The 20,088-nt window shown below is 62.9% G+C and carries 17 protein-coding genes; 7 read left to right on the forward strand and 10 right to left on the reverse strand.

What is annotated here, in order from left to right; translation table 11 throughout:
- Positions 1–10: 10 nt before the first annotated feature.
- Positions 11–1,276 (reverse strand): FAD-binding oxidoreductase, encoded by a 1,266-nt coding sequence (locus tag LY284_RS27070; RefSeq protein WP_233389185.1) that lies wholly within the window; start codon positions 1,274–1,276, stop codon positions 11–13.
- Positions 1,277–2,400: 1,124 nt separating this feature from the next.
- On the opposite strand from LY284_RS27070, the gene LY284_RS27075 reads away from it, so the two are divergent.
- The gene (locus LY284_RS27075) at positions 2,401–4,320 is read left to right on the forward strand and encodes an ATP-binding protein (protein ID WP_233389187.1); all 1,920 of its coding nucleotides are present in this window, start codon (positions 2,401–2,403) and stop codon (positions 4,318–4,320) included.
- A gap of 17 nt (positions 4,321–4,337) precedes the next feature.
- On the opposite strand, the gene LY284_RS27080 is transcribed toward LY284_RS27075, so the two are convergent.
- The 7 genes from LY284_RS27080 to LY284_RS27110 form a co-directional block, all read right to left on the reverse strand.
- Positions 4,338–5,102 (reverse strand): hypothetical protein, encoded by a 765-nt coding sequence (locus LY284_RS27080; protein WP_233389189.1) that lies wholly within the window; start codon positions 5,100–5,102, stop codon positions 4,338–4,340.
- A gap of 63 nt (positions 5,103–5,165) precedes the next feature.
- The gene (locus tag LY284_RS27085) at positions 5,166–7,142 is read right to left on the reverse strand and encodes an alkyl/aryl-sulfatase (protein WP_233389191.1); all 1,977 of its coding nucleotides are present in this window, start codon (positions 7,140–7,142) and stop codon (positions 5,166–5,168) included.
- A 76-nt stretch (positions 7,143–7,218) separates the two neighbouring features.
- Positions 7,219–9,228 (reverse strand): cation-translocating P-type ATPase, encoded by a 2,010-nt coding sequence (locus tag LY284_RS27090; protein ID WP_233389194.1) that lies wholly within the window; start codon positions 9,226–9,228, stop codon positions 7,219–7,221.
- Positions 9,225–10,355: an SPFH domain-containing protein gene (locus LY284_RS27095; RefSeq protein ID WP_233389196.1), complete on the reverse strand. Its 1,131-nt coding sequence runs from the start codon at positions 10,353–10,355 to the stop codon at positions 9,225–9,227. Before LY284_RS27095 ends, LY284_RS27090 begins: the two co-directional genes overlap by 4 nt.
- The gene (gene hflC, locus LY284_RS27100; RefSeq protein ID WP_233389199.1) at positions 10,352–11,407 is read right to left on the reverse strand and encodes a protease modulator HflC; all 1,056 of its coding nucleotides are present in this window, start codon (positions 11,405–11,407) and stop codon (positions 10,352–10,354) included. The genes LY284_RS27095 and hflC overlap by 4 nt, the downstream gene beginning before the upstream one ends.
- Before the next feature lie 56 nt (positions 11,408–11,463).
- A complete protein-coding gene (locus tag LY284_RS27105; protein WP_233389201.1) occupies positions 11,464–13,362 on the reverse strand; it encodes an SPFH domain-containing protein in 1,899 nt (632 codons plus the stop codon).
- Between the two features lie 131 nt (positions 13,363–13,493).
- Positions 13,494–13,880, reverse strand: coding sequence for a response regulator (locus LY284_RS27110; RefSeq protein ID WP_233389203.1), 387 nt, complete (start codon positions 13,878–13,880; stop codon positions 13,494–13,496).
- Positions 13,881–13,961: 81 nt separating this feature from the next.
- Here LY284_RS27110 and LY284_RS27115 point away from each other — a divergent pair, with 81 nt between their 5' ends.
- From LY284_RS27115 to LY284_RS27130, 5 genes are all read left to right on the forward strand, one after another.
- Positions 13,962–14,882 carry a DUF2092 domain-containing protein gene (locus LY284_RS27115; RefSeq protein WP_233389205.1) on the forward strand — a complete coding sequence of 307 codons (921 nt, stop codon included), beginning with the start codon at positions 13,962–13,964 and terminating at the stop codon, positions 14,880–14,882.
- 3 nt (positions 14,883–14,885) lie between these two features.
- Positions 14,886–15,374, forward strand: coding sequence for a hypothetical protein (locus tag LY284_RS27120; protein WP_233389207.1), 489 nt, complete (start codon positions 14,886–14,888; stop codon positions 15,372–15,374).
- Between the two features lie 109 nt (positions 15,375–15,483).
- The gene (locus LY284_RS27125; RefSeq protein WP_233389209.1) at positions 15,484–15,990 is read left to right on the forward strand and encodes a hypothetical protein; all 507 of its coding nucleotides are present in this window, start codon (positions 15,484–15,486) and stop codon (positions 15,988–15,990) included.
- A 21-nt stretch (positions 15,991–16,011) separates the two neighbouring features.
- Entirely contained in the window at positions 16,012–16,299 is a 288-nt protein-coding gene (locus LY284_RS39090; RefSeq protein WP_309243216.1) for a hypothetical protein, read from the forward strand.
- A 31-nt stretch (positions 16,300–16,330) separates the two neighbouring features.
- Positions 16,331–16,981, forward strand: a complete 651-nt coding sequence (locus LY284_RS27130; RefSeq protein WP_309243217.1) for a hypothetical protein — start codon at positions 16,331–16,333, stop codon at positions 16,979–16,981.
- Positions 16,982–17,096: 115 nt separating this feature from the next.
- Here LY284_RS27130 and LY284_RS39095 read toward each other — a convergent pair whose 3' ends face one another.
- Positions 17,097–17,780: a response regulator transcription factor gene (locus LY284_RS39095; RefSeq protein WP_233389211.1), complete on the reverse strand. Its 684-nt coding sequence runs from the start codon at positions 17,778–17,780 to the stop codon at positions 17,097–17,099.
- A gap of 435 nt (positions 17,781–18,215) precedes the next feature.
- Here LY284_RS39095 and LY284_RS27140 point away from each other — a divergent pair, with 435 nt between their 5' ends.
- A complete protein-coding gene (locus tag LY284_RS27140; RefSeq protein ID WP_255724961.1) occupies positions 18,216–19,163 on the forward strand; it encodes an NAD(P)-dependent oxidoreductase in 948 nt (315 codons plus the stop codon).
- Positions 19,164–19,197: 34 nt separating this feature from the next.
- On the opposite strand, the gene LY284_RS27145 is transcribed toward LY284_RS27140, so the two are convergent.
- Positions 19,198–20,043 (reverse strand): IclR family transcriptional regulator, encoded by an 846-nt coding sequence (locus LY284_RS27145; protein WP_233389215.1) that lies wholly within the window; start codon positions 20,041–20,043, stop codon positions 19,198–19,200.
- Positions 20,044–20,088 lie beyond the last annotated feature (45 nt).

A 20,088-nucleotide genomic window follows, 5' to 3' on the forward strand; every position in this document is an offset into this window, starting at 1 on the left:
GCGCTGGATACTACCGTTCGCCCCTCCCTCTCCATGTATCCCAAGAGATCGTGAGTCTTACGCCTACGTCGCGAATGGGCCGCGGCGGAATGTAGTTGGCGGTGCCTTGCACCAGAAAGTCATCGATGAGCGGGTTTTCGTTACCGAGAGCAAGGTCGGCGATGAGCATGCCGGACGCCGTATGACGCACGATGCCTGAGCCGTTGCAGCAGGACGTTGCGTACACGTTCTCGTTGACCTGGCCGAAAGCGGGCGCGTGGTTTTGCGACACCGCGAGCCAGCCCATCCAGAAGTGCTCCATCTCAAGTGCTTCTAGCTGGGGAAAGCGGCGATCCAGCAGTTGCTGATGCGTGTGCCGCGCTTCCTCTCGATGCGACTCAGTCGTTCGCAACGTCGGCGAATACTCAAAGCCTTGCCGAATCATCAAACGTCTGTCACGCGTCAAGCGCAGTGTCGAGCCGGCGACCCCATGAGCCGGCGTGATGCCCCACGACTTTTCGGAACCCAACTTCGCGATTTGCTCGTCCGAAAGCGGTTTCGTCAGGCTGGCAAACAGCAGCACGGGAATCTGCCGCTCTTTGTACACGCCGAACGACTGCGAGAACGCATTCACAGCGAGGATCAGCTTTCCGAAGCGGGCCCGGCCCTGTGCCGTCTTTACATACGGTGACGAACCGTCGAACTCAACTTCCGTTACGGGCGAGCGTTCAAACAACGTCACGTTCGACGGCAAGCTATCGGCAAGCCCCCGCACCAAGGCGGCCGGATTCAGCAGATAGGTGCCCGGCGTGAAAATCGCGTCGCCGTAATAGCGGGTGCCGAGGCGCTCTTCGAGTTCGCTGCGCTTGAACCATTCGAAGGGCTCGTTCCACGCTTCGAGATTCGATGCGTAGACCTTGAGCGCGCTGTCGGCGACTTCCTGAGTGACGGCTGCGTGGTAGCGACCACGACGCTCCCAGTCGCACGAGATGCCGTGCCGCTGGATAAGGGCGTTCAACTCGTCCAACGCGTAGCGGCCGATACGGATAGCAGCACGGCCTTCCTCGACGGACTTCGCCGTCATGCCGGAAGCATGCGGCAGGTCGATGGCGAAGCCAGAGTTGCGGCCTGACGCATTTTCACCCACGACGCCCGCTTCGATGACAGCGACAGACGCCTTCGGACTTTTCAACGCAAGTGCGCGAGCAGCGGCAAGACCGGCGTAGCCGGCACCCACGACAACGTAATCGAACACCTGTTCGCCAGAGAGGGACGGCTGCGGCGTACGAGAAAGCAACAGACCGCTCCATCCGTTCGTCTGGTCGTCTGCGGGGGCGCGGTCAACGGGGCGTCTCATGATCTAAGTGAAAACCCTTAAATGTCTGTGAAATCAATGGATTAGCTCGACTCCATGGACCGGAGTCTAGTCGAGATTTTTGCATGTTGCAATACACGTTTATTGTTTTTTGAAAGTGAAATCGCGGATCGATTGCTCCGCGCACCGTTCGAACGGTTCGTGGAACGGAAATGCCGAGTTGCCGCCAAGCAGCTAGTGCGGCTGCACGGCAAAGGCGCTGAGAAGCGGAAGCCCCTGATTGAGAGGCGGACGAATGAGCCGACAACCGGCCGTCGTATCTCAATAAGCGTTTGCAGCATCAGTTGCCGGAAGAACCCGGGAGGAACTCGATTGCTCTCTCAACTGTGGCACGCAGGGAAAAAGAAACCACGCCGCTAGGTTGGCCCCCTGCGGAAGCTGATTCGGTGGACGGCTGGTAATGGCAATGGAGCAGACAGGCCGACGTCTTACAGGCATTGATCTTGGGCGTCGCCTCATGGCTGAGTACCGAGATAGACGGGTCAAGTGCTACGTCGCTCCGAGGACCTGGCGCGGACTGCTGCAGGCGACCCTGAGCCGCCGTTCGAACTCAAGCTACCGCAACGACCGGTCACAAGGTATAGCCGCCCTTGACCCGGCATCGCCCAGTGCTCTCGGTTTCCGTAAGTCAGCGACGCCGTCCGGGAGCGCTCTGACCGCTGAGGCGTGGTGCAGCCCGCGGATTCACACTAGGCTCACGCCGAAGAAGTCTCCGTGACGTCTACCTTTAGGAAGCGGCGCCCTCCACTCGCGTCGCCTGCCGTGAGCACCCCGGCGCTGACCACGACGGCGAGAGCACAGATACTGGCGTCGGCGACGAACCGGACTGTTTCGGTCGGTTTCGATTGGAGCTTCAATCGGTTGTGACAACGGCTCGATGGAGTTGTTCGGTCGGAGTTTCGACATAGCGTCTTCGTTCGACGCCGGTTCGGCCTTCGAGGTGACTTGAATCGACAACCAAGGATTTGTGATATTTCTAACCGGTGAAGAATCTAAGCGCGTCCGAAACCGAATCACAAACAGGGGTCGAGATGTGGGCGAGAACGATGAGCGAATGGTTCCAATCAAAAAATAAACCAACTCGACCTCGAGCGAGGCGATGGCTTGGGATGGCGCTTTTTCTATTTTCGATCTCCACACTCGGAGCGGATCGCTGGCGTGTTGTTATTCTGCCCGGCGCGGATCCCACGCAGCCCGCCGTCGCGCTGCAGATTCGGGCCATTCGCAGCGCGTTGAGCGCCGTTGCACCGAACGGTGTCGAATTTTATACGGATTCGCTCGATCAATTACGTTTCGACAATACCGAGCTGATTCCTGAGTTTCTTGCGTTGATGAAAAAGAAGTACGAACGCAACCACGTCGATATCGTCATCGGGATTGCGGACTTTTCCCTCGAATTCACAAGACGGTATCACGATGAAATCTGGCCGAACGTTCCCGTCCTCATCACAAGTATCGATGAGAGCCGGGTGCCTAACATTCCGCCCAACTTCGCCTATTTAACATGGCACTTCGACGCAGACGGCACGATTGCTTTGGCCGAAGCGTTGCAGCCACACGCGCGGCGGCTCGTGGTGGTTTCCGGGAACAGCAATTTCGATCGCTTCACGTCGGATCTCGCCAGGCAAGCAGCGCGCGCGAGAACGTCGCGAAAGTGGACGACCGATGAATGGGTCGGGCTGACGCTGCCGGAGCTAAAGGAGCGGCTTGCGAAGCTCGACCAAAACACGGCGGTCATCTATACGACGATGTACCGTGACCGTGATGCCCGCACATACTTTCCATTCGAGCCGGTCGCGCCGATGACCCAGGCGTCGACGGTTCCCATCTACGGCTGGTATCCGACCTATCTCGGCCACGGCCTCGCAGGCGGCGCCGTCATCGACTACGAAACCAATGGTCGACGAGCGGGTGAGCTGGCCGCATCGATCCTGCAGGGAAAGGTGACGGCCGATGGCGCAACGCTGCCCAAAGAACCATCCCGCTGCACGGTGGATCGGGCACAGCTCGACCGGCTCAAAGTCTCCGCCGCTCTGATCCCCAGTCAGTGTGAGCAAATCAACGTGCCTCAATCACTCTGGAATCAGTATCGCTGGACCGTCCTCGTCGCAGTCGCGGTCGTGATGCTTCAGGCAGTCACCATCGCCTGCCTGCTCTGGCACCGCCGCAGAAGACATATCGCTGAAGAAGCCGCCGGGCTCAGAGCAAGTGAACTTGCCCGCGCGGCACGTTTCGCGTCCGCCGGAGAACTGAGCGCTTCCATCGCGCACGAGGTGGGCCAGCCACTCGGCGCCATTCTGAGCAATGCCGATGCAGCCGGGATGGTGCTCGACCAGCGCGAGCCCGAGGTCGGGGAACTCCAGCACATCCTCGCTGACATCAGGCGCGACGCAGTGCGCGCGAGTCAGGTCGTTCAGCGCTTGCGCGCGTTGTTACAACGCCAGCCCGTCGAATTCACGCAACTCGATCTCAACGGTGTTCTTGACGAAACGCTCGCGCTTCTTGCGCCAGAAAGCAGGCGTCGCGGTATTCCGATCACTGCGAACCTGAGCGCGGGTTGTGCTCCGATCGTTGGCGACCGCATCCAGCTACAACAAGTGCTCTTGAATCTGGCCATGAACGCGATGGATGCAATGGACGGCGTCGAGCCCGAGATTCGACAGATCAACATCGCCACGAGGGAAATGCAGGATGGCGTCGAACTGAGCGTGGCCGATCGAGGACATGGCGTTCCAAAAAATGCGAAGAAGGTCTTCGAATCCTTTTACACCACCAAGTCGAACGGAATGGGGCTTGGACTGTCCATCGTGCGCACGATCGTCGAAAGTCATGGTGGCACGGTCACGGCGGAATCACGGTCAGGGGGAGGCAGTGTCTTTATCGTATGGCTGCCCGCAGCGCGCACGGAACGCGCTCCGCGTGCATGGTCGGCCTTCAGTGCGCGTGCTCCGCGTCACGAACTCTGATCGGAGCGCGCCGCACATCATTTCTCCAATAAGAGGATAAGTCTGCTCAGGTTCTGAGGCTGTACGCGAATCAGGCCTCCACGCGGACTGTCGATGTCTGCTATGAGAGCCAGTGACAGCGCCATCGTTGTGGGCAGGACGATGACGAGGAACCCTCTTCGCAGCTTTCCTTTGACACCATAGCCCTGCACCGTACAGCCGAACATCGCGATTGCGATCATCAGCACCCATACGCCGACCGGGATGTGGTTGATTCGTGCTGCCTCCGAGTAGTCCTGTGAGTTGAGAACATCGTTCATCCCGTTTACGACCAGCGCGCCGATCGGATTTGGCTTGTCATCGCCCACACGGACGGCAAGACGCCACAATTGCGCTTGAAGATCGGCTATTTCCTTGTCGATCTGAGCGAGCTCGTTTTTGTCACGTGTCTGATATTCGATCTGCCGCAGCCGAGCGTAGCGAGCCAGGGCTGCCTTCATCGCACTCCCGGTCTGCGCATCGACCAGGTCCGCCCGTGCATACTCGGTGCCGATGGCGTTCGCTTCACTCTCTTCCAGCGTCTTTCGCAGATCGTAACGACCGACCGCCATCGACAGGCTGAATCCAACAAGAAGCGCAAGCAAAGTCAACGTCGATGTCTGGACCATTGCGAAGTCGTCCCGCTCGTCCGCCGGCAAGGCGACAATCCTTCGGAGGACGAAAGCGCCGAACACCACACACGCGACGAAAACCACGAGCAGCACAATAAACAGAACAGCCGGGTGATTGACAAAACTCGCCACATGAACCTCCGTCGCGTAGAAGATTATCCGGCGCGCAGCCTGCGCTGAGCGCCGGTTCAAAACTTACTGCGCGGGCGGGCGTGGCGTCACGATCGGGAACAGTGGATTAAAGGTGTCCGTCAACGAAAGCAGCTCGGAGATCTTGCCGCGATCACCATCCACTTTCGCGCGGCCAGCCTCCACCTCTTTGTCGAGATTGGTCTGGTGAAGCATGATGTTGTCGAGGCTCGACTTCGGCAATGTCAGCGTCACGTCGGCGTTTTGCATCTGCTTGCCTTCGTTGTAGACCAGAACCGAGTTCTCGAGACGCACCGAATACTGCTTCTTGATATCCGGAAAGATCCAGTTGACGGATATTTTCTTGCCATCGGCCTTGTCGCCGTCGATGTGCATCGACAGGAACTGAAGCGCCATTTCAGGTGTCATCGCGCGAATCGTGTCGGGGCTCGCGGTCTGCACTGCTGGCACCTTCGGAATGCCGTTGCGCAACTCATAGGCGCCCATCAGATACACGTCGCGCCACGGGCCCGACTCGGACTGATACCCCAGTTGCTCGAGCGCATCTGCCTCCAGGTTCTTCGCGTCCTGATTGTCGGGCTCGGCGTAGACGGCCATGTTCATCACCTGCGCGACCCAGCGGTAATCGCCCTTCGCATAGGCATCCTGCGCCTTCTTCATGACGGCGGGCACGCCCCCCATGAAGTCCATCGTGCGCTTGGCGGTTTCCACCGGCGGCAGTGGATGCAGGTCCGCCGGATTGCCGCTGTACCAGCCCATATAACGCTGATACACCGCTTTCGCATCATGGACGACCGTGCCGTAGTAGCCGTGGTTGTACCACTCCTTGTCGAGGCTCGGCGGCAGCTTCACCATGTCGCCGATCTCGTCCATCGTGTAGCCCATATTGAGCAGGCGCAGCGACTGGTCATGAACGTACTTGTAGGTATCGCGCTGCTTCGCCAGATAGTCGTTGACGCGCGCGTTATCCCACATCGGCCAGTGGTGAGACGCGAAGACCACCTGCACCTGAGGTCCGAACATATCGATCGTGGTGTTGAGCGCCTGCCACCACTTGTTGGCGTCGCGCACTTGCGCACCGCGCAGCGTGTAGAGGTTGTGCAGCGTATGCGTGGCGTCTTCGGCCGCGCACAGCGCGTGGTACTTGGGGAAGTAGAACAGCATTTCCGCCGGCGCCTCGGTGCCGGGCGCCATTTGGAACACCACGTCGAGGCCGTCGATCGTGCGCTTCTCCCCGGTCTTCGTGATGATGTCGGTAGGTGGTATGAGCGTCACCGTGCCGTTCGAGGTCGTCTTGCCGAGGCCGCCGTCGACCTGGCCCTGCGCGCTGCGTGGCAGCAGCGAGCCGTACATATAGATCGCGCGACGGCTCATCGCATTGCCCGCGAATACGTTTTCGCTCACGGCTTCTTCTAGGAAACCCTCCGGCGCAAAGATCTTCACCTTGCCGGATTTCACATCGGCTTCGTTCACGACGCCCTTTACGCCGCCGTAGTGATCGACGTGACTGTGCGTGTAGATCACGGCGACCACCGGCTTCTTCGGCCTGTGTTGATAGTACAGATCGAGCCCCGCCTTCGCGACCTCGGTCGAGATGAGCGGGTCGATCACGATGATGCCGTTGTTGGTCTCGACGATGGACATGACGGACAAGTCGAAGCCACGAATCTGGTAGATCCCGTCGGTGACTTTGTACAAGCCGTTGTTCATGTTCAACTGAGAGTTGCGGTACAGGCTCGGATTGACCGTAGGCGGCGCGTCCTGGGCCTGCAGGAACTGGTACCCGTTGAGTGTCCAGACCACCTTGCCGTCGGGAGTCTTGATGTTGATGTCGGGCAGCGTCGCGATGAAGCCCCGCTTCGCATCCTCGTAATCCTGCCGGTCGCTCATCGGCAAGGTCTTGAGCAGGTCGGCATTGGCCTGCTGCGTGGCAGGCGTGGCGTCCTTGGTGGATTCGGCGGCGAGCGTCGCACCGACGCACAGCGGGACAGCGACGAGCGGCAAAATAAAGCGGGCTTTCATGGCATCCTCACTTGGTGGTGGCTACTGTTCAACATTTCCTGTGCTTCGCATTCCAAACAGATTATTTTTCCAAATATCAGACCAGGTTCCGGTGTGGCTCGTCGCGCGCAGCCTCCTGAATGAAGCCTGGCTCGGCCACGCGCAGCAGTCTTCCCGCGTTTGCAAGCACGATGAACGTGCCGATGTTATGCAGCACGGCGATCCACACCGCGCCCAGCACGCCGAGCGCCGCAACGGCGATGATCGCGGCGGTCCATGCCACACCGATCGCCGCATTGACCGCCGCGGTACGGCGGCAGCGGCGGCCGAGCTTCACGCACGCGGTGAGCCGGCGCAGATCGTCGCCGAGCAGCACCACATCGGCGGACGCCACGGCGATATCCACGCCGCGCCCGCCGATCGCCACGCTCGTCGCGCCGGCCTTGATCGCGAGGACATCGTTCACGCCATCACCGACCACGAGCGGATGGCGGCCGGCCGCGAGCTCCGCTTCGACGAAGGCGAGCTTGTCCTGCGGCAGCGCGTCCGAGATCACGCGTTCGATGCCGACCTGCTTCGCGACGTCGTGCGCGACGCCTTCGCGATCGCCGGTCAGCAAGGTCTGATGCGCGAAGCCAAGCGCGCGCAACTCGGCGAGCGTGGCCGCCGCTTCGGGACGCAGGGTGTCGGCGAATGCGAACCATGCGAGCACGCGCCCCTCCAGCAGGAGGCCGGCGAGCGGACCGTCGTGATGCGCCAGAGGAGCGCCCAGCACCGGCGCGTAGTCGCGCAGCAGGCTTTCGCGGCCGAGCACGGCGCGCCCCTGCGCGGTGTCGGCCATCACCCCGCGCCCGCGCACCTCGCGCACCGCTTCGTGATCCGCTGCGCGATAACCGCGCTCGAGCGCGTAGCGCTGCACCGCGCGGCTAACCGGATGCGCGCTGCCCGCGCAGAGCGTCGCGGCCAGCACCAGCACGCGCGCTTCGTCCGCGTCCGGCTCCAGCGCGAGCTCCACCACGCGCAGCTCGCCGTGCGTGAGCGTGCCGGTCTTGTCGATCACGAGCGAGTCGAGATCGGCGACGCGGTCGAGAAACGCCGCGTTACGCAGCAGCAGGCCGTGGCGCGCGCCGAGCGCAATGCCGGCGATGGCCGTGGCGGGCGCGGCGAGCACCAGCGCGCATGGGCATGCCGCGACGATCATGGCCAGCATCGTCGAAGCATCCACGCTCACGAACCAGACCAGCGCGGCGACCAGCAGCACGAGCGCGAGATAGCCGCCCATGTAGCGCTCCAGCGCTTCAGTCACCGGCGGCTTGACGCGCTCCGCGTGCTCCAGCAACTCGACGATGCGCCCGAGCGTCGACTGTTCGCCCACGTGCGTGACCTCGATGCGCAGCGCGCCGTCGAGATTCATCGCGCCGCCATAGACCGGCATGTCGGCAGCGACGTCCTGCGGCAGCGACTCGCCGGTGATCGGACTGTTGTCGACGGCAGAGCGTCCGCTCTTCACGATGCCGTCGGCGGGAATACGCGCGCCGGCCGGCACTTCGAGCAGATCGCCGCGCGCGAGCGCCTCCGTGGGCACGTCCTCGACCGAGCCATCCTGCCTGATGCGGCGCGCGCGCGTGGCGGCGAGCCGGGCGAGCGCGCGGATCGCCTCTTGCGAGCCGAGCACGCTGCGCTCTTCGAGCGCATGGCCGAAGGTCATCACGATGGGCAGCAGCGCCGCCGTCGTCATATCGCCGGTGGCCCACGCGGCTAGCATCGCCAGCGCGATCAGCCGGTCGGTCACGCCGTGCAGGCTTGGGGCGCGCAGGCTGTGCCACGCATTGGCGAACACCGGCCCCGCGACGAGCAGCGAAGCGAGACCGGCGAGCACGCTCGCGAGCGCCGGACCTTGCGACGGCACGAAGCGCCAGGCAAGCGACAGCGCCAGCAGGCCGCCCGCCGCGAGCGCGAGCGCGATGCGGCGCGTGATCGCGCCGCGCTCGGCCGGCGCCAGCACCATGCCTGGCGAGACTCCCGTCGTGGATGGCATCGACGCGGCCGCCTCGCTGGCATCGTGTGTGAGACCGGTATGACCGATGGATTCTGCCTGCGTGCTCAAGGTGCCTTCCCCGGAAGTACGAGACTCGATGTGTCGTACGGATCGATCGTCGTGACGTGTCCCGCTTTGGAAAGAATCTGCGTGATGCGGTCGCGATAGGCGCGCGCGAGCAGGCCGCGGTCGCTGTTCGCATGAAGAGCGGATTCGAGTTGCAGGATGGTCTGCGTTTCGGCTTGCGCCGTCGTCACGCGCTCGGTCGCGCCCGCCTCGGCTTCCTGAATGATCTGGTCGGCGCGCTGCTGGGCCGCCTGGCGCGCCGTCTCCGCCGCGGTGCGCGCATCGGCTGTATTGCGCTCGGCGGTTTGCAGCGAGCTCAGCACCGAATTGAAGGCATCGACGGCGGCGGCGGGCACGTTCGCCTGCACATCCACGCGCGCGACCTCGACGCCGAGTCCCGCATGGGCCGCGTCCAGCGCGCGCAGGCGGCGCTCGACCCCGCGCGCGACGTCCTCGCGCAGACGTTCGCGGCGCGCGGCCATCTGCGCATCGGCGGCGATCAGCTCGGGACGCGCGACGATAATCGCATCGAGATCGCGCGCGGCGCCCGCCTCCGCCACGGCCGCCGCCGTGATGCGATCGAGTGCCGCAGAGAGCAGCGGCTGCTGCAGCACATAGTCGATGGGCGAGCTCACACGGTAATAGAGCGTGGCGGCGAGCTGCACGACAGCGGCGTCGCCCGTGAGCACGTAGCCGGAGCCCGCGAGCGCATCGGAGAACGGCGTGCCGCCCGCGCCCGTCGCCGCATCCGGGTGAAACCCCCAAGACGACATGTCGTTGAACGGCAGCGTCGTGTCCGCCGGCGGCGCAGCAGCGGTCGGGTCGAGCGCGCGCGCACGCGGATCGCGCACGAGCGTGGCGATGACCTGTTCGAGCACGCGCGCCGGGCCAGGCAGCAACGTCACCGTTTCGAATGGCCGGGGCCACGCCAGCAACAGCCCGGCACGCTGGACGCGCACGAGCTTGCCGAAGCGCATGACGGCCGCCTGACTGTCCGGCGGCACGCGCTGAATATTGGAGCCACTCCAGACGAGCGCCGCGACGACGGCGAGCGCGACCCCGAACCACCAGGCCGCGCGCGCGGCCTGAGCGGCGGCGGAATGTCGCGAAGCGAGCGTGGCGCTGTTCATGGCGAGCGGCGCGTGCGCGGGGCCTGGATGCTCGCGTGCGCGGCGGCGTCGGCGGAGTCGAGTCCAGCCGGGCCCTGCACGAGGGCGCGGAACGGCGCGGCGTCCGTGCGCAGGATCAGGCTCGTGTTGGCGTTGACGACGCCCGCGAGCGTGTCGAGCGAGCGCAGCATCGTATAGAGCCGCGGATCGTCCGCGTAACTCTTGCCGTAGATCGCGGCGGCGTCGCGGCGCGATTGCGCCTCGATCTCTGCCGCCTTCGCGCTCGCGTCGGCGACCGCGATGCGCGCGTCGCGATCCGCGTCCGAGCGGATCTGCGCGGCTTCGCGCTTGCCTTCGGCGGTGCGCTGCGCGGCCACGGTCTCGCGCTCGGCGCGCATGCGCTCGACGGTGGCGGCGAGCGTCGCGGCGGGCAGCGTCAAGCGCTCGATGCCCACTTGCACGGCATGCACGCCATACGTCGCGTAGAGTTGGGCGTCGACCTGACGGCGCAGATCGTCTTCGAAGGCCGCGAGTCTCACTTGGGACGGATCGGTGTTGACGAGCGCGGCGAGATCGAAGCCGGACGTTGTGGTCTGCAACGCCGATCCGACGAGCGAGCGAATCTGGCGCGCCGCTTCGTCGGGCTCGTTGCGCACGGCGCGCACGAAGCGGCTCACGTCGGTGGCATCGCCCGGCACGCGCCAGGCGACATAGGCCTGCACGAGAATGCGCAAACCGTCGCGGGTGCCGACGTCCTGCAGTCCGCTCGACGTCGTGTGCAGACGCAGATCGACCGGCACGGTCGCCTCGATGGGCGCGGGCAGGCGCCACGCGAGACCCGGATCGAGCGCCACGCGCACCGGCTCGCCGAAGCGCGTGACGACGGCGGCTTCGCCCTCGTGGACCTGCACGCCGCTTGCCACCAGCGCGGCGACGGCGACGCACAGGAGCGCCAGCAGCACGCGCCAAGCGAAGCCACGGCCTCCGCCTGCCGCGGGTGCGTCACCGTGATGATGGTGATGGTCGGCGTGCCCGCCGCCATGTCCGTGTGAATGACTATGTGAAGCGCTCAAGATTCGCTCCGTCGTGAATGTTGCGATGCCACGTGTCTGCGGCGCGTCTCGCTTGCTCAATACAGACGTTTCGCTCCCGCCGCATCGCCCGTGTTGTAGGCACGCAGATCGATGGTCGCGCGGTTGCCGCCCACCAGACGGTCGTCGATCACCGTGAGGTTGGCGTTCTGCAGTCCCTTTTGCAGCGCATGCAGGTAGTACTCGAACGGGAATGCCGGCCCGCCCGCCTGCCGGGCGGCGACGTCGGCGGTGAAAGTGGTCTGCCTCGCTTGAGCCGCCGACAAGGTCTCCGCGGCGGCGGCGCTGGCCGTGTCGATGCTCGCGGCGGCCGTTTCCTGCGCGCTGCCCACGACCGTCGCCGCGAGGCCGCGCGCCTGCGCGACGCTCGCCGCCGCGCGAATCTGCGCGGCCTGCACGTTGTGCCACGCCGACGACGCACCCGCCGGCGGATGCACGCTTTCGATCACCACCGCGACGACCTCGATGCCGCTGCCGAGCGTATCGAACTGCTGCTGCACGGACTGGCGGATGGCGTCGGCGATGACGGTCTGACGCGTCTGCACGAGCGCGTCGAGCGCATGCGAGGCGAGGTAGCGCACCACCTCGCGACTCGCGATGGCGCGGATGAGCGCGGGCGCATCCGCGAAGCGGTACTGCGACGCACGAGCGGCGGCATCGTCCTGACGGATGCGATAGTCGAGACGGACATCCGCGCTGACGATCTCGAAGTTCTGCCGCTTGCCGTTGCCGCCCGCGATCACCTGCGTCGTTTCCCACGGATGCGCGACGTCCCACAGGCGGTCGAGCTGTTCGGGCGTGCGGGCGTCGGCGTGAATGAGCGGCGCTGCCACATTGGCGACTCCGGCGTCGCCGCCCGCGCTCGACACCACGACCTGATGCACGGCGCCATTCTCGAGCAGCCGGGCGCGTCCGAACGGCCAAGGCAGCCCCACATGCGGCCCTGGTTGCCAGACGGCCGCGGGCGCGCCGAAGCGCTCGTACACGGCGCGTTGATCGGGCTGCAATACGCTTACGCCGCTCAAAAGCCACGCGACGACGACGAGCGTCACGCACGCCACCGGCGCCATGCGCAACGTGCTGCGGATGACCCAGCTTTGCCGCAGGTCGATACCGAAGCGATGGCGCATCGTCTCGCCGAGCGTGCCCGATGACGCGAGCGGCCGCATCAGCAGCCTGCCGATCGCGCTATTCACCACATCGAGCGGCGCAGAGCCGACGCCGGGCGGTGAAAACCACATGAGCACGGCGCGCAGCACGAACTCACAGGCGATGGCAGCGGGCAGCAGCGCGGCCACGAGCGCGAGCCAGCGCGCGTCGGCGCGACTCCACGCAAAGAGCGCGGCGCTGGCGGCGCCCGCGAGCGTGACGAAGAGCAAGGCGCGCAACGCGACGGCGAGCGGCACGCCCGCCGCGCTCCGGGAAGCTTCGGCGGCGAAGAAACGCTCGGCGATCAGCGTGACGAAGGCGAGCGCGAGCGCCGCGCCGCATGCGAGCGTGACGACCGTGCGCGCGTTCGGGCTAACGGCGGGCGGACGCCGTTCGAATACGATCCAGGTTGCCACGCACAGAAGCAGCGTAAGCGCTCCGCAGAGGATCACGAGCCAGGGCCAACCCCGGATCATGCGCAGCCTTTTGCCAGCGAGAGCAATGGCTGCGCGCCAGGAAGTGGGACGCAGAAGCGTCCAGGTGATGGCCTGCCCGGTCGCGCTTGCGCGATGCCGCGCCGGCGCGCTCGAGCGTTGTGCGCCGAGCGCGACGAGGCCGACGTTCAACGCCGCCGCCGCGATGGGGCACAGCCAGCGGAACTCGGTCCATGTCGCACGCGCGAATACGACCACAGTCAGCAGCGCGCCGAGCCCGAAGCTCGCGCCAGCCAGCGTTACAAGGATATTCCTGGAGCCGAAGCCTGCGACCTCAACCTCTCCACGTTGCATGCCAGATCACCTTCAGCAATCGAAGCTTCATATCGACGACCCGCTCATGAGCCTCAATCGATCGAGGCTCATGAGCCGCATTTCACGTTTCCGTACCGATATCGTGTCGAGAGGCAGTTGGCATAGTGCTTTCATTGCGCGCCGTCCTGAGCCTGCGGGTTGATCGCGCGGGCCAGTTCATCGAGGAGTTCGGTTCCGAGAAACGGCTTCTTCAACATCCGATGTGGGCCAACACGCGTCAACTCGTTGCGCGTCCCTGCTGTATCAAACGCCGTGATGAAGACGACAGGCGGCCGAGGGATGGGCAATGTCGAGTAGAAGGCCGGTCCGCTGAGACCCGGTAGCTGGACATCGAGCACCAGACACGCAGCAGACGATGCGAAGGCAAACGCGTCGGCATCTTCCCCGTCGGCAAACACGCGGGCGTCATATCCTGCCAGCCGTACCAGCCGCTCCACAGCGCGCCGCAGGCCGAAGTCGTCTTCGATGATTACGATCAGTTTCGGGATCTCATTCATGCCAGACGACCTCGCCGTTGCCCGAATTGTTGTACACGTCCGCACCTGTTTCCATAGGTGTTTCGGGCAACGAATTGCCCTTTGGGGCAATCGCATGAAAAGGGCTTCCCTTTCCTAACATCGGTTACTAAATTAACGTTGCTGGGCAAGCGCCACCGAGACAGCCGCCCAGGCGAACGCTTTTCGAGGACGCCCGGCGATAACTCTGTCACTCACTGGGAGAGCACCATGAGGCGAAAGATATTGGCCGCAGCTTTGCTCATCGGGACAGTGTCTGCGCCTCAACTCCAGGCACAGGAAGCATCCGCGGCCGTTGCCGCCAGCGCCGCGCCTGCCGTGGACCCCATGGCCGTGCAGGCGCTTCAGAAAATGGGCGCGCATCTTCAGTCGATGAAACGCTTCAGCGTCTCGACGGACCTGACGGGCGAGCGCGTGCTCGAAGATGGTCAGAAACTGCAACACACCGCTACCGCCGATCTCGAAGTCGATCGACCGAACAAGATTCGCGTCGTGATGCGAAGCGCGCGCAGCGAGCGCGAGGTCTTTTATAACGGAACCACCGTCTGGCTATACACGCCAGCACAGAAGTACTACTCGACCGTGCCCTTCGACGGCAATCTCAAGGCGTTGGTCGAACAATTCCGGATTCGCTTCGGGGTGGAATTTCCACTCGCGGACCTCTTCGTCTGGGGGACCCCGGATGCGCCGATCGACCAGTTCGAGTCAGCCATGTATGCCGGCCAGGATTACATCGGTTCCGACGTGTGCGATCACTATGCGTTCCGGCAGCAGGACCTCGACTGGCAGATCTGGATCAAGGCGGGCGCCAGTCCACTGCCGCGCAAGCTCGTGATCACGCGCCGGGATGACGACGCACGTCCTCAGTCGTCTTCGATTATCGACTGGAACGTCTCGCCCGCTTTCACCAACGCCGTGTTCACCTTCAAACCACCGGCGGGTACAAAGAAGATCGACATCATCCCGATCAAGACGAAGGAGTGACTCATGAACATTCCACGCAAAGGGAATCGAGCGCTCCTGATGGGATTGGCGTTTGTCGCGTGCCTGTCGGTCCCGGCAGAGTCGACGTATGCCGTGGGACGCGGCGGCGGCGGTCATGTGCAGCGAGGTGGCGGCGGCATGGCGCATGGCCCGCACGGCGGCCAGTTGAACAACTCGCGGGCGGACGCGCGCACACGCAATGTGCGCAATACGAGCGTGAACAACGTGAACCGCAATACAAATATCAACCGAAATGTCAATGTGAATGTCGACCATCGCGGCGGATGGGATGACGACTATCACCCGGTGGCAACTGCAGCCGCCGTGACCGCGGCCGTGGGCGTCACGTCGGCCATCGTCGGCTCCATCGTCAATTCGGTTCCCCCGAACTGCGCCCCGGTGAACTATGGCGGCATGATCTATCAGCGATGTGGCAGCACGTGGTATCAACCTCAAGGCAGTCAATACATTGTCGTCAACGCGCCGTATTGATGCGCGGTGACTGTCGAAAGCGTCCAGATGCGCTTCCGCACGCTGCGCTGCGAGGCGCCCCGCGACCGGGCGCCCCACTCAGGCAAACGTCGATCACGAGGACCGCATCATGAGCACGCTGGTCGGCAAGATCAAGCACGAGATCATCAAGGCGCTGCCGCCGACGATCTTCTTTTTCGTGATCCTACACATCGTCGCGCTCATTCGGGCGCTGATGGTCCGTGGCACGGGCATCTCGCTTCCCTCGTCGGCGTCGGTGCTGCTCGCATCACTCATACTGGGCAAGTCGGTGCTTGTCGCAGACATGCTTCCGTTCATCAACCGGTTTCCCGACAAGCCGCTGATCTGGAACGTCTCCTGGAAGACACTCATGTATGCCGTCGTCGCGCTGATAGTTCATTTTCTCGAGCGCCTCTACGACTACTGGAAGGAAGCGCCCAATATCATCGCAGCGAATCACGATCTATGGACGGAGATCAACTGGCCGCGCTTCTGGGCGATCCAGATTTTGCTCGTCACGCTGATCTTCAACTACTGCGTCATCGCGGAACTGGCCCGTGCGTTCGGCAGAGACAGGCTGAAGAGGATTTTTTTTGGTCCGCTTCCTCCGCCGTAACCTGCAAAGGCGTCGCGCCCCATGCAGGCAACACGTGTCTTCCGTCAATCCCTGCGAGCAATCTCGCTCGGAGTCGCGCTCCTGACGACGGCCTGTCAATCGCTCATGCCTGAGGCCGTCGCCGCACCGGGCGATTCCTCGAGCGCCGTGATCACCGGCCCGGATGTCCAGAAGCGCGCGAATGCCGTGCTCGCACTCCTGTCGTTCAGCGTGACGCCAGATCTTTCCGCCAGCTCACTGGGCATAAGAAACGGCGAGACCGGAAATCCGTCCCTAAGTATGACTCAGTTTGGCGGCGCTTTACATTAGTCGCAGCTTCCCACTGTATCTCGAAGGTGCATTGGGCGCTTCGCGCTATGACCCCACGTTTGTCGCATCGGACGGTCAGGAACAACGGGCGATCCCTACCCGCTGGACGAGCCTCGCGGCAACCGGCGGTATTGGCTGGGATTTCCCCCTTAATGCGAGCGGTGACCTGGTGATACGGCCAATCTTCAACTTCTCGCTTGGAGAAGTATTCAGCGATGCGAGCGCTGCGCAGTTTCCGGTCAATCGTAAAACGGACAGCAACGTTGCCTTCATCAGGAACGGGTCGCTCAGCGCCTACGGGCTTGGCGGGTCACTGATGCTGGGATGGTATCCGCGCCGCAAGCCGTACGAGTTCGATCTAGAACTTCGATACACGAATAGCCATCTGCAAAGCTTTCGTTCGTCAAGTGCAGTGCGCGGCTCGGCCGAAGCGCAATCGACCAACCTGTATGCACGCTGGCGTGCGCCCACCGGGGCGGTCGTACTCGATCGGCCGTTGCGTTACGAGCTCGAACTGTCCCATCCCACGTATCTCGGCAGCCAGGCGACTATTCTGGGCTTCAATCATTTGACATCGCTGGGCGCGGTGACCCGTCTGTTCTCGCGGCTGCGCATCGTCGCGCGCTATGCGTTTGGTAAAGATGTCACGGGCGCATCACTGGGCATCGCGCTCAGTTTCTGATTAAAACAGATGGTCGAAACTCTCTTCCTTGCCTTCTGGGCCCAAGGCATATTCCTTTTATGAGTAGCTGTCTGATTATTTCGTCCTGACTGCGCCCGTATAACGCCCACGCGCATTAGTGTGTGAGCACTGAGGCACTGATCCGTTCTTCACCCGTATCGGCGGCGTATCGACTGTCCGGCGCTCGCTGTTCCCCGCGCCCTATTCCGTACTGGTCCGCCTGCCGCAGCAATTGTGCGAGAGACTGCGCCTTGAGCTTTCGCATCAGTTGCGCGCGACAACTCTTGATGGTCCTTTCGGATAACTTGAGCTCCGCGGCGATCTGCTTGTTCCGCAACCCCCCGGAGATGCCACTTAATACGGCCTGCTCCCGCTCGCTAAGCAATGCCAGCTCGGAGGGAGGTGCGGAAACGGGGTCGTTGCCCGAGGCCTCGATCGCGTTACTCAGCACGTCGACAAGCGTTTGGCGGTCAAACGGCTTCAAAAGAAAATCGACCGCGCCGGCCTTCATTGCTTTGACCGTGCGAGGCACGTCGCTGTAGGCGCTCATAAACACGATAGGTAAAGCACGTGAATGGCGCAGCACCGCCTGTTGCACTTCCAGTCCGCCGGGGCCGCCAAGTTCCAAATCGAGCAGAATGCAACCCGAGCGCGAATCAGGCTCGCACACAAGAAATTCGCCGGCCGAAGCGTATGTCCTCACTTCGAAGCCGGCAAGCGTAAGAAGCCGCGTCAGTGCGGCACGCATGGACGCGTCATCATCGATGACATGAACAACGGCTACCTCGGAAACATTCACGGCGCTCTCCTGTTCCGGCTGATGCGCCGGAAGCTATTCACTCGCAAATGGGCAGGTCAGTTCTTCGCAACTCGCGGATACTTCAGGTTTGGGGTTTATTCGGCTATCGGTGTTACCCAAACTGCCTAGGCATGGTAACCCTTTCAGGTTTCTTGCGCGCACGGAAATGTCGACCTCGTTCATTGCAACTATCGAAATTCTTAACAATCAAAGCGCTGACTGTGCCAGTTCAGCAAGCGGGTCGCGCGGCCAGCCACCCGGTTGTTCGCGTGAACCGTCGCGCACGACTGCCAACAGCAAACTGGGCCTAGAGCTGCGGACGCCGATCAACGCGATTGCATCTTTATTCAGCGCGTCTTGCGATATTTCTACGAGGCGATTATTGGGCTTCGAGACGCGGAAGCGATCGAACCTGATACGCGGCGCGCCAGATGATTGTGCGCGCAACGACGTCAACTTCGTACCAACTCAAAAATGCATATTCAAATGGCACAAATCAAACTGACGAATCAACGTATCGGCGTAAGCGGGCTGGGTGTAATGGGAACAGCGATCGCGATGCGTCTGTTGCAAAGTGGGCATACGGTGGCGGTCACGTCGCGCCGTCCTTCGGCCGCGTCCGCTTTGCTTGAAGCGGGAGCACAGTGGGCTGAATCGCCGGCGAGCATCGCGGCAGACTGTGACATTGTGATCGTGAGCGCGAACAATGCGTCGCAAGTGGAGAGCATCGCGTTTGGCGAAAACGGGCTGGCTGCGGCGGGCAGACGCGGAATGCTCATCATCGACATGTCCACGATCGCGCCAGATCAGACCGTCGCATTCGCTGCGCGTGCGGCAGAACTGGGTATAGGTTGGGTCGACGCGCCGCTGTCCGGTGGTGAGCCTGCCGCACGGGAAGGCCGCCTTACGCTGTTTCTTGGCGGCGAAACCGCGCATGTTGAACAAGCGGAAGGTGTCTTGTCGAGCATTTCGAACCGTATGACGCACCTCGGTCCGGCGGGCTCGGGTCAGACGGTCAAGATCATCAACCAGGTTTTGGTCGGCATTGGACTGTTCGCATTGTCCGAGTCAGCGTCGCTTGCCGGCGCTGCGAATCTTGATCCGCAGCGCGTGGTCGAGGCGCTGACTGGCGGCCGTGCTGACTCCGTGATCTTCCGGGAATTCTTCGCCAAGTTTGCTAATCGGGACTACACGCCAACGGGCCGAATCGCAAACATGCTCAAGGATATGCAAAATGCGCAAGATCTCGGCCGATCGGTCGGGCTACCGTTGCCCTTCACGAGCCTCGCAGCGGACCTGAATCGGTGGCTCGTGTCGCGTGGTCTGGGCGACGCCGACATCGCGGCAACGATGGAGTTCTATCGCCGATCTGAAGGCAACTGAATCATTGCTCGAGGGTGGGACCCCAACGCTCAAACTAGAAAATCCCCATCGCACCCTCGAGCGCGCGAACCATCGAAACGAGGCGTGGCCCGATATCTCCCTCCAGTTGCCCTTCTTTCAGGAGATACGACGGCACGCCACAATTGAAGACGAGTATCTCGCCATCGGCGGCAGGCTTCATCGGCACCGCGACCGCATGCACTTCGCGCCGCAGATCACCGTACGATGCACAAAATCCGCGCTGGTGAAATGATTCGATGCTCGTCATGACACGATCGCGAAATGTCATCCATTCCCCGGACGTCTTGACGGAAATCTCGTTGCACACCGCCTCGCGCCGCTCGAGCGGCATGGCCGCGAGCAGCGCCCGCCCCATTGCCGTGCGCACGATCGGATAGCTCAGGCCGATATCCGCGGGCAGCCCGAGCGGCGTCGCACTGCGGCTGCTTTCCAGATACACGACGTTCAACCGGTCGCGCATGCCGAGCGAAACGGAACCGCGCACCTGATCGGCGAGTTCCCGCATCGAAGGCCGCGCGATCTGCCGGACTGTGAGACTCGCAAGCAGCGGATAGCCGAGCGAGAGCACGGCCGAGCCGAGCTGAAACTTGTTGTTGAGACGATTCACGCGCAGATAGCCGAGCCGAGTGAGCGTGTAAGTGAAGCGCGAAATCGTGGCCTTGGTCATGCCTGTGCGCGCGGCCAGCTCCGCGTTGCCGAGCTGCGATTCGCGCGGCGTGAAGCACTGCAGGATGTCGAGCCCGCGCGCGAGTGTCGTCGCGAACTGGCGATCGCCTTCGAAATCGTCGGGTTCGTAACGGACTTTCGAGTCGGCATAGTCGCCGATCGGCGGGGGCGTGTCTGACGCATTGCGGGACATATCCAGGTTTCTCCTCAACTCGTAGAGCGATTGTGCCCAAGTCGT

The sequence above is a fragment of the Caballeronia sp. PC1 genome (genome assembly GCF_021353155.1).
Classification (GTDB): Bacteria; Pseudomonadota; Gammaproteobacteria; order Burkholderiales; family Burkholderiaceae; genus Caballeronia; species Caballeronia cordobensis.

Excerpts from the sequence above, each read along its gene's own strand:
- LY284_RS27085 (WP_233389191.1), bottom strand. The coding sequence starts at position 7,142 with ATGAAAGCCCGCTTTATTTTGCCGCTCGTCGCTGTCCCGCTGTGCGTC.
- LY284_RS27110 (WP_233389203.1), bottom strand. The coding sequence starts at position 13,880 with ATGAATGAGATCCCGAAACTGATCGTAATCATCGAAGACGACTTCGGC.
- LY284_RS27105 (WP_233389201.1), bottom strand. The coding sequence starts at position 13,362 with ATGCAACGTGGAGAGGTTGAGGTCGCAGGCTTCGGCTCCAGGAATATC.
- LY284_RS27095 (WP_233389196.1), bottom strand. The coding sequence starts at position 10,355 with ATGAACAGCGCCACGCTCGCTTCGCGACATTCCGCCGCCGCTCAGGCC.
- LY284_RS27125 (WP_233389209.1), top strand. The coding sequence starts at position 15,484 with ATGAGCACGCTGGTCGGCAAGATCAAGCACGAGATCATCAAGGCGCTG.
- LY284_RS27075 (WP_233389187.1), top strand. The coding sequence starts at position 2,401 with ATGAGCGAATGGTTCCAATCAAAAAATAAACCAACTCGACCTCGAGCG.
- LY284_RS27120 (WP_233389207.1), top strand. The coding sequence starts at position 14,886 with ATGAACATTCCACGCAAAGGGAATCGAGCGCTCCTGATGGGATTGGCG.
- LY284_RS27145 (WP_233389215.1), bottom strand. The coding sequence starts at position 20,043 with ATGTCCCGCAATGCGTCAGACACGCCCCCGCCGATCGGCGACTATGCC.
- LY284_RS39090 (WP_309243216.1), top strand. The coding sequence starts at position 16,012 with ATGCAGGCAACACGTGTCTTCCGTCAATCCCTGCGAGCAATCTCGCTC.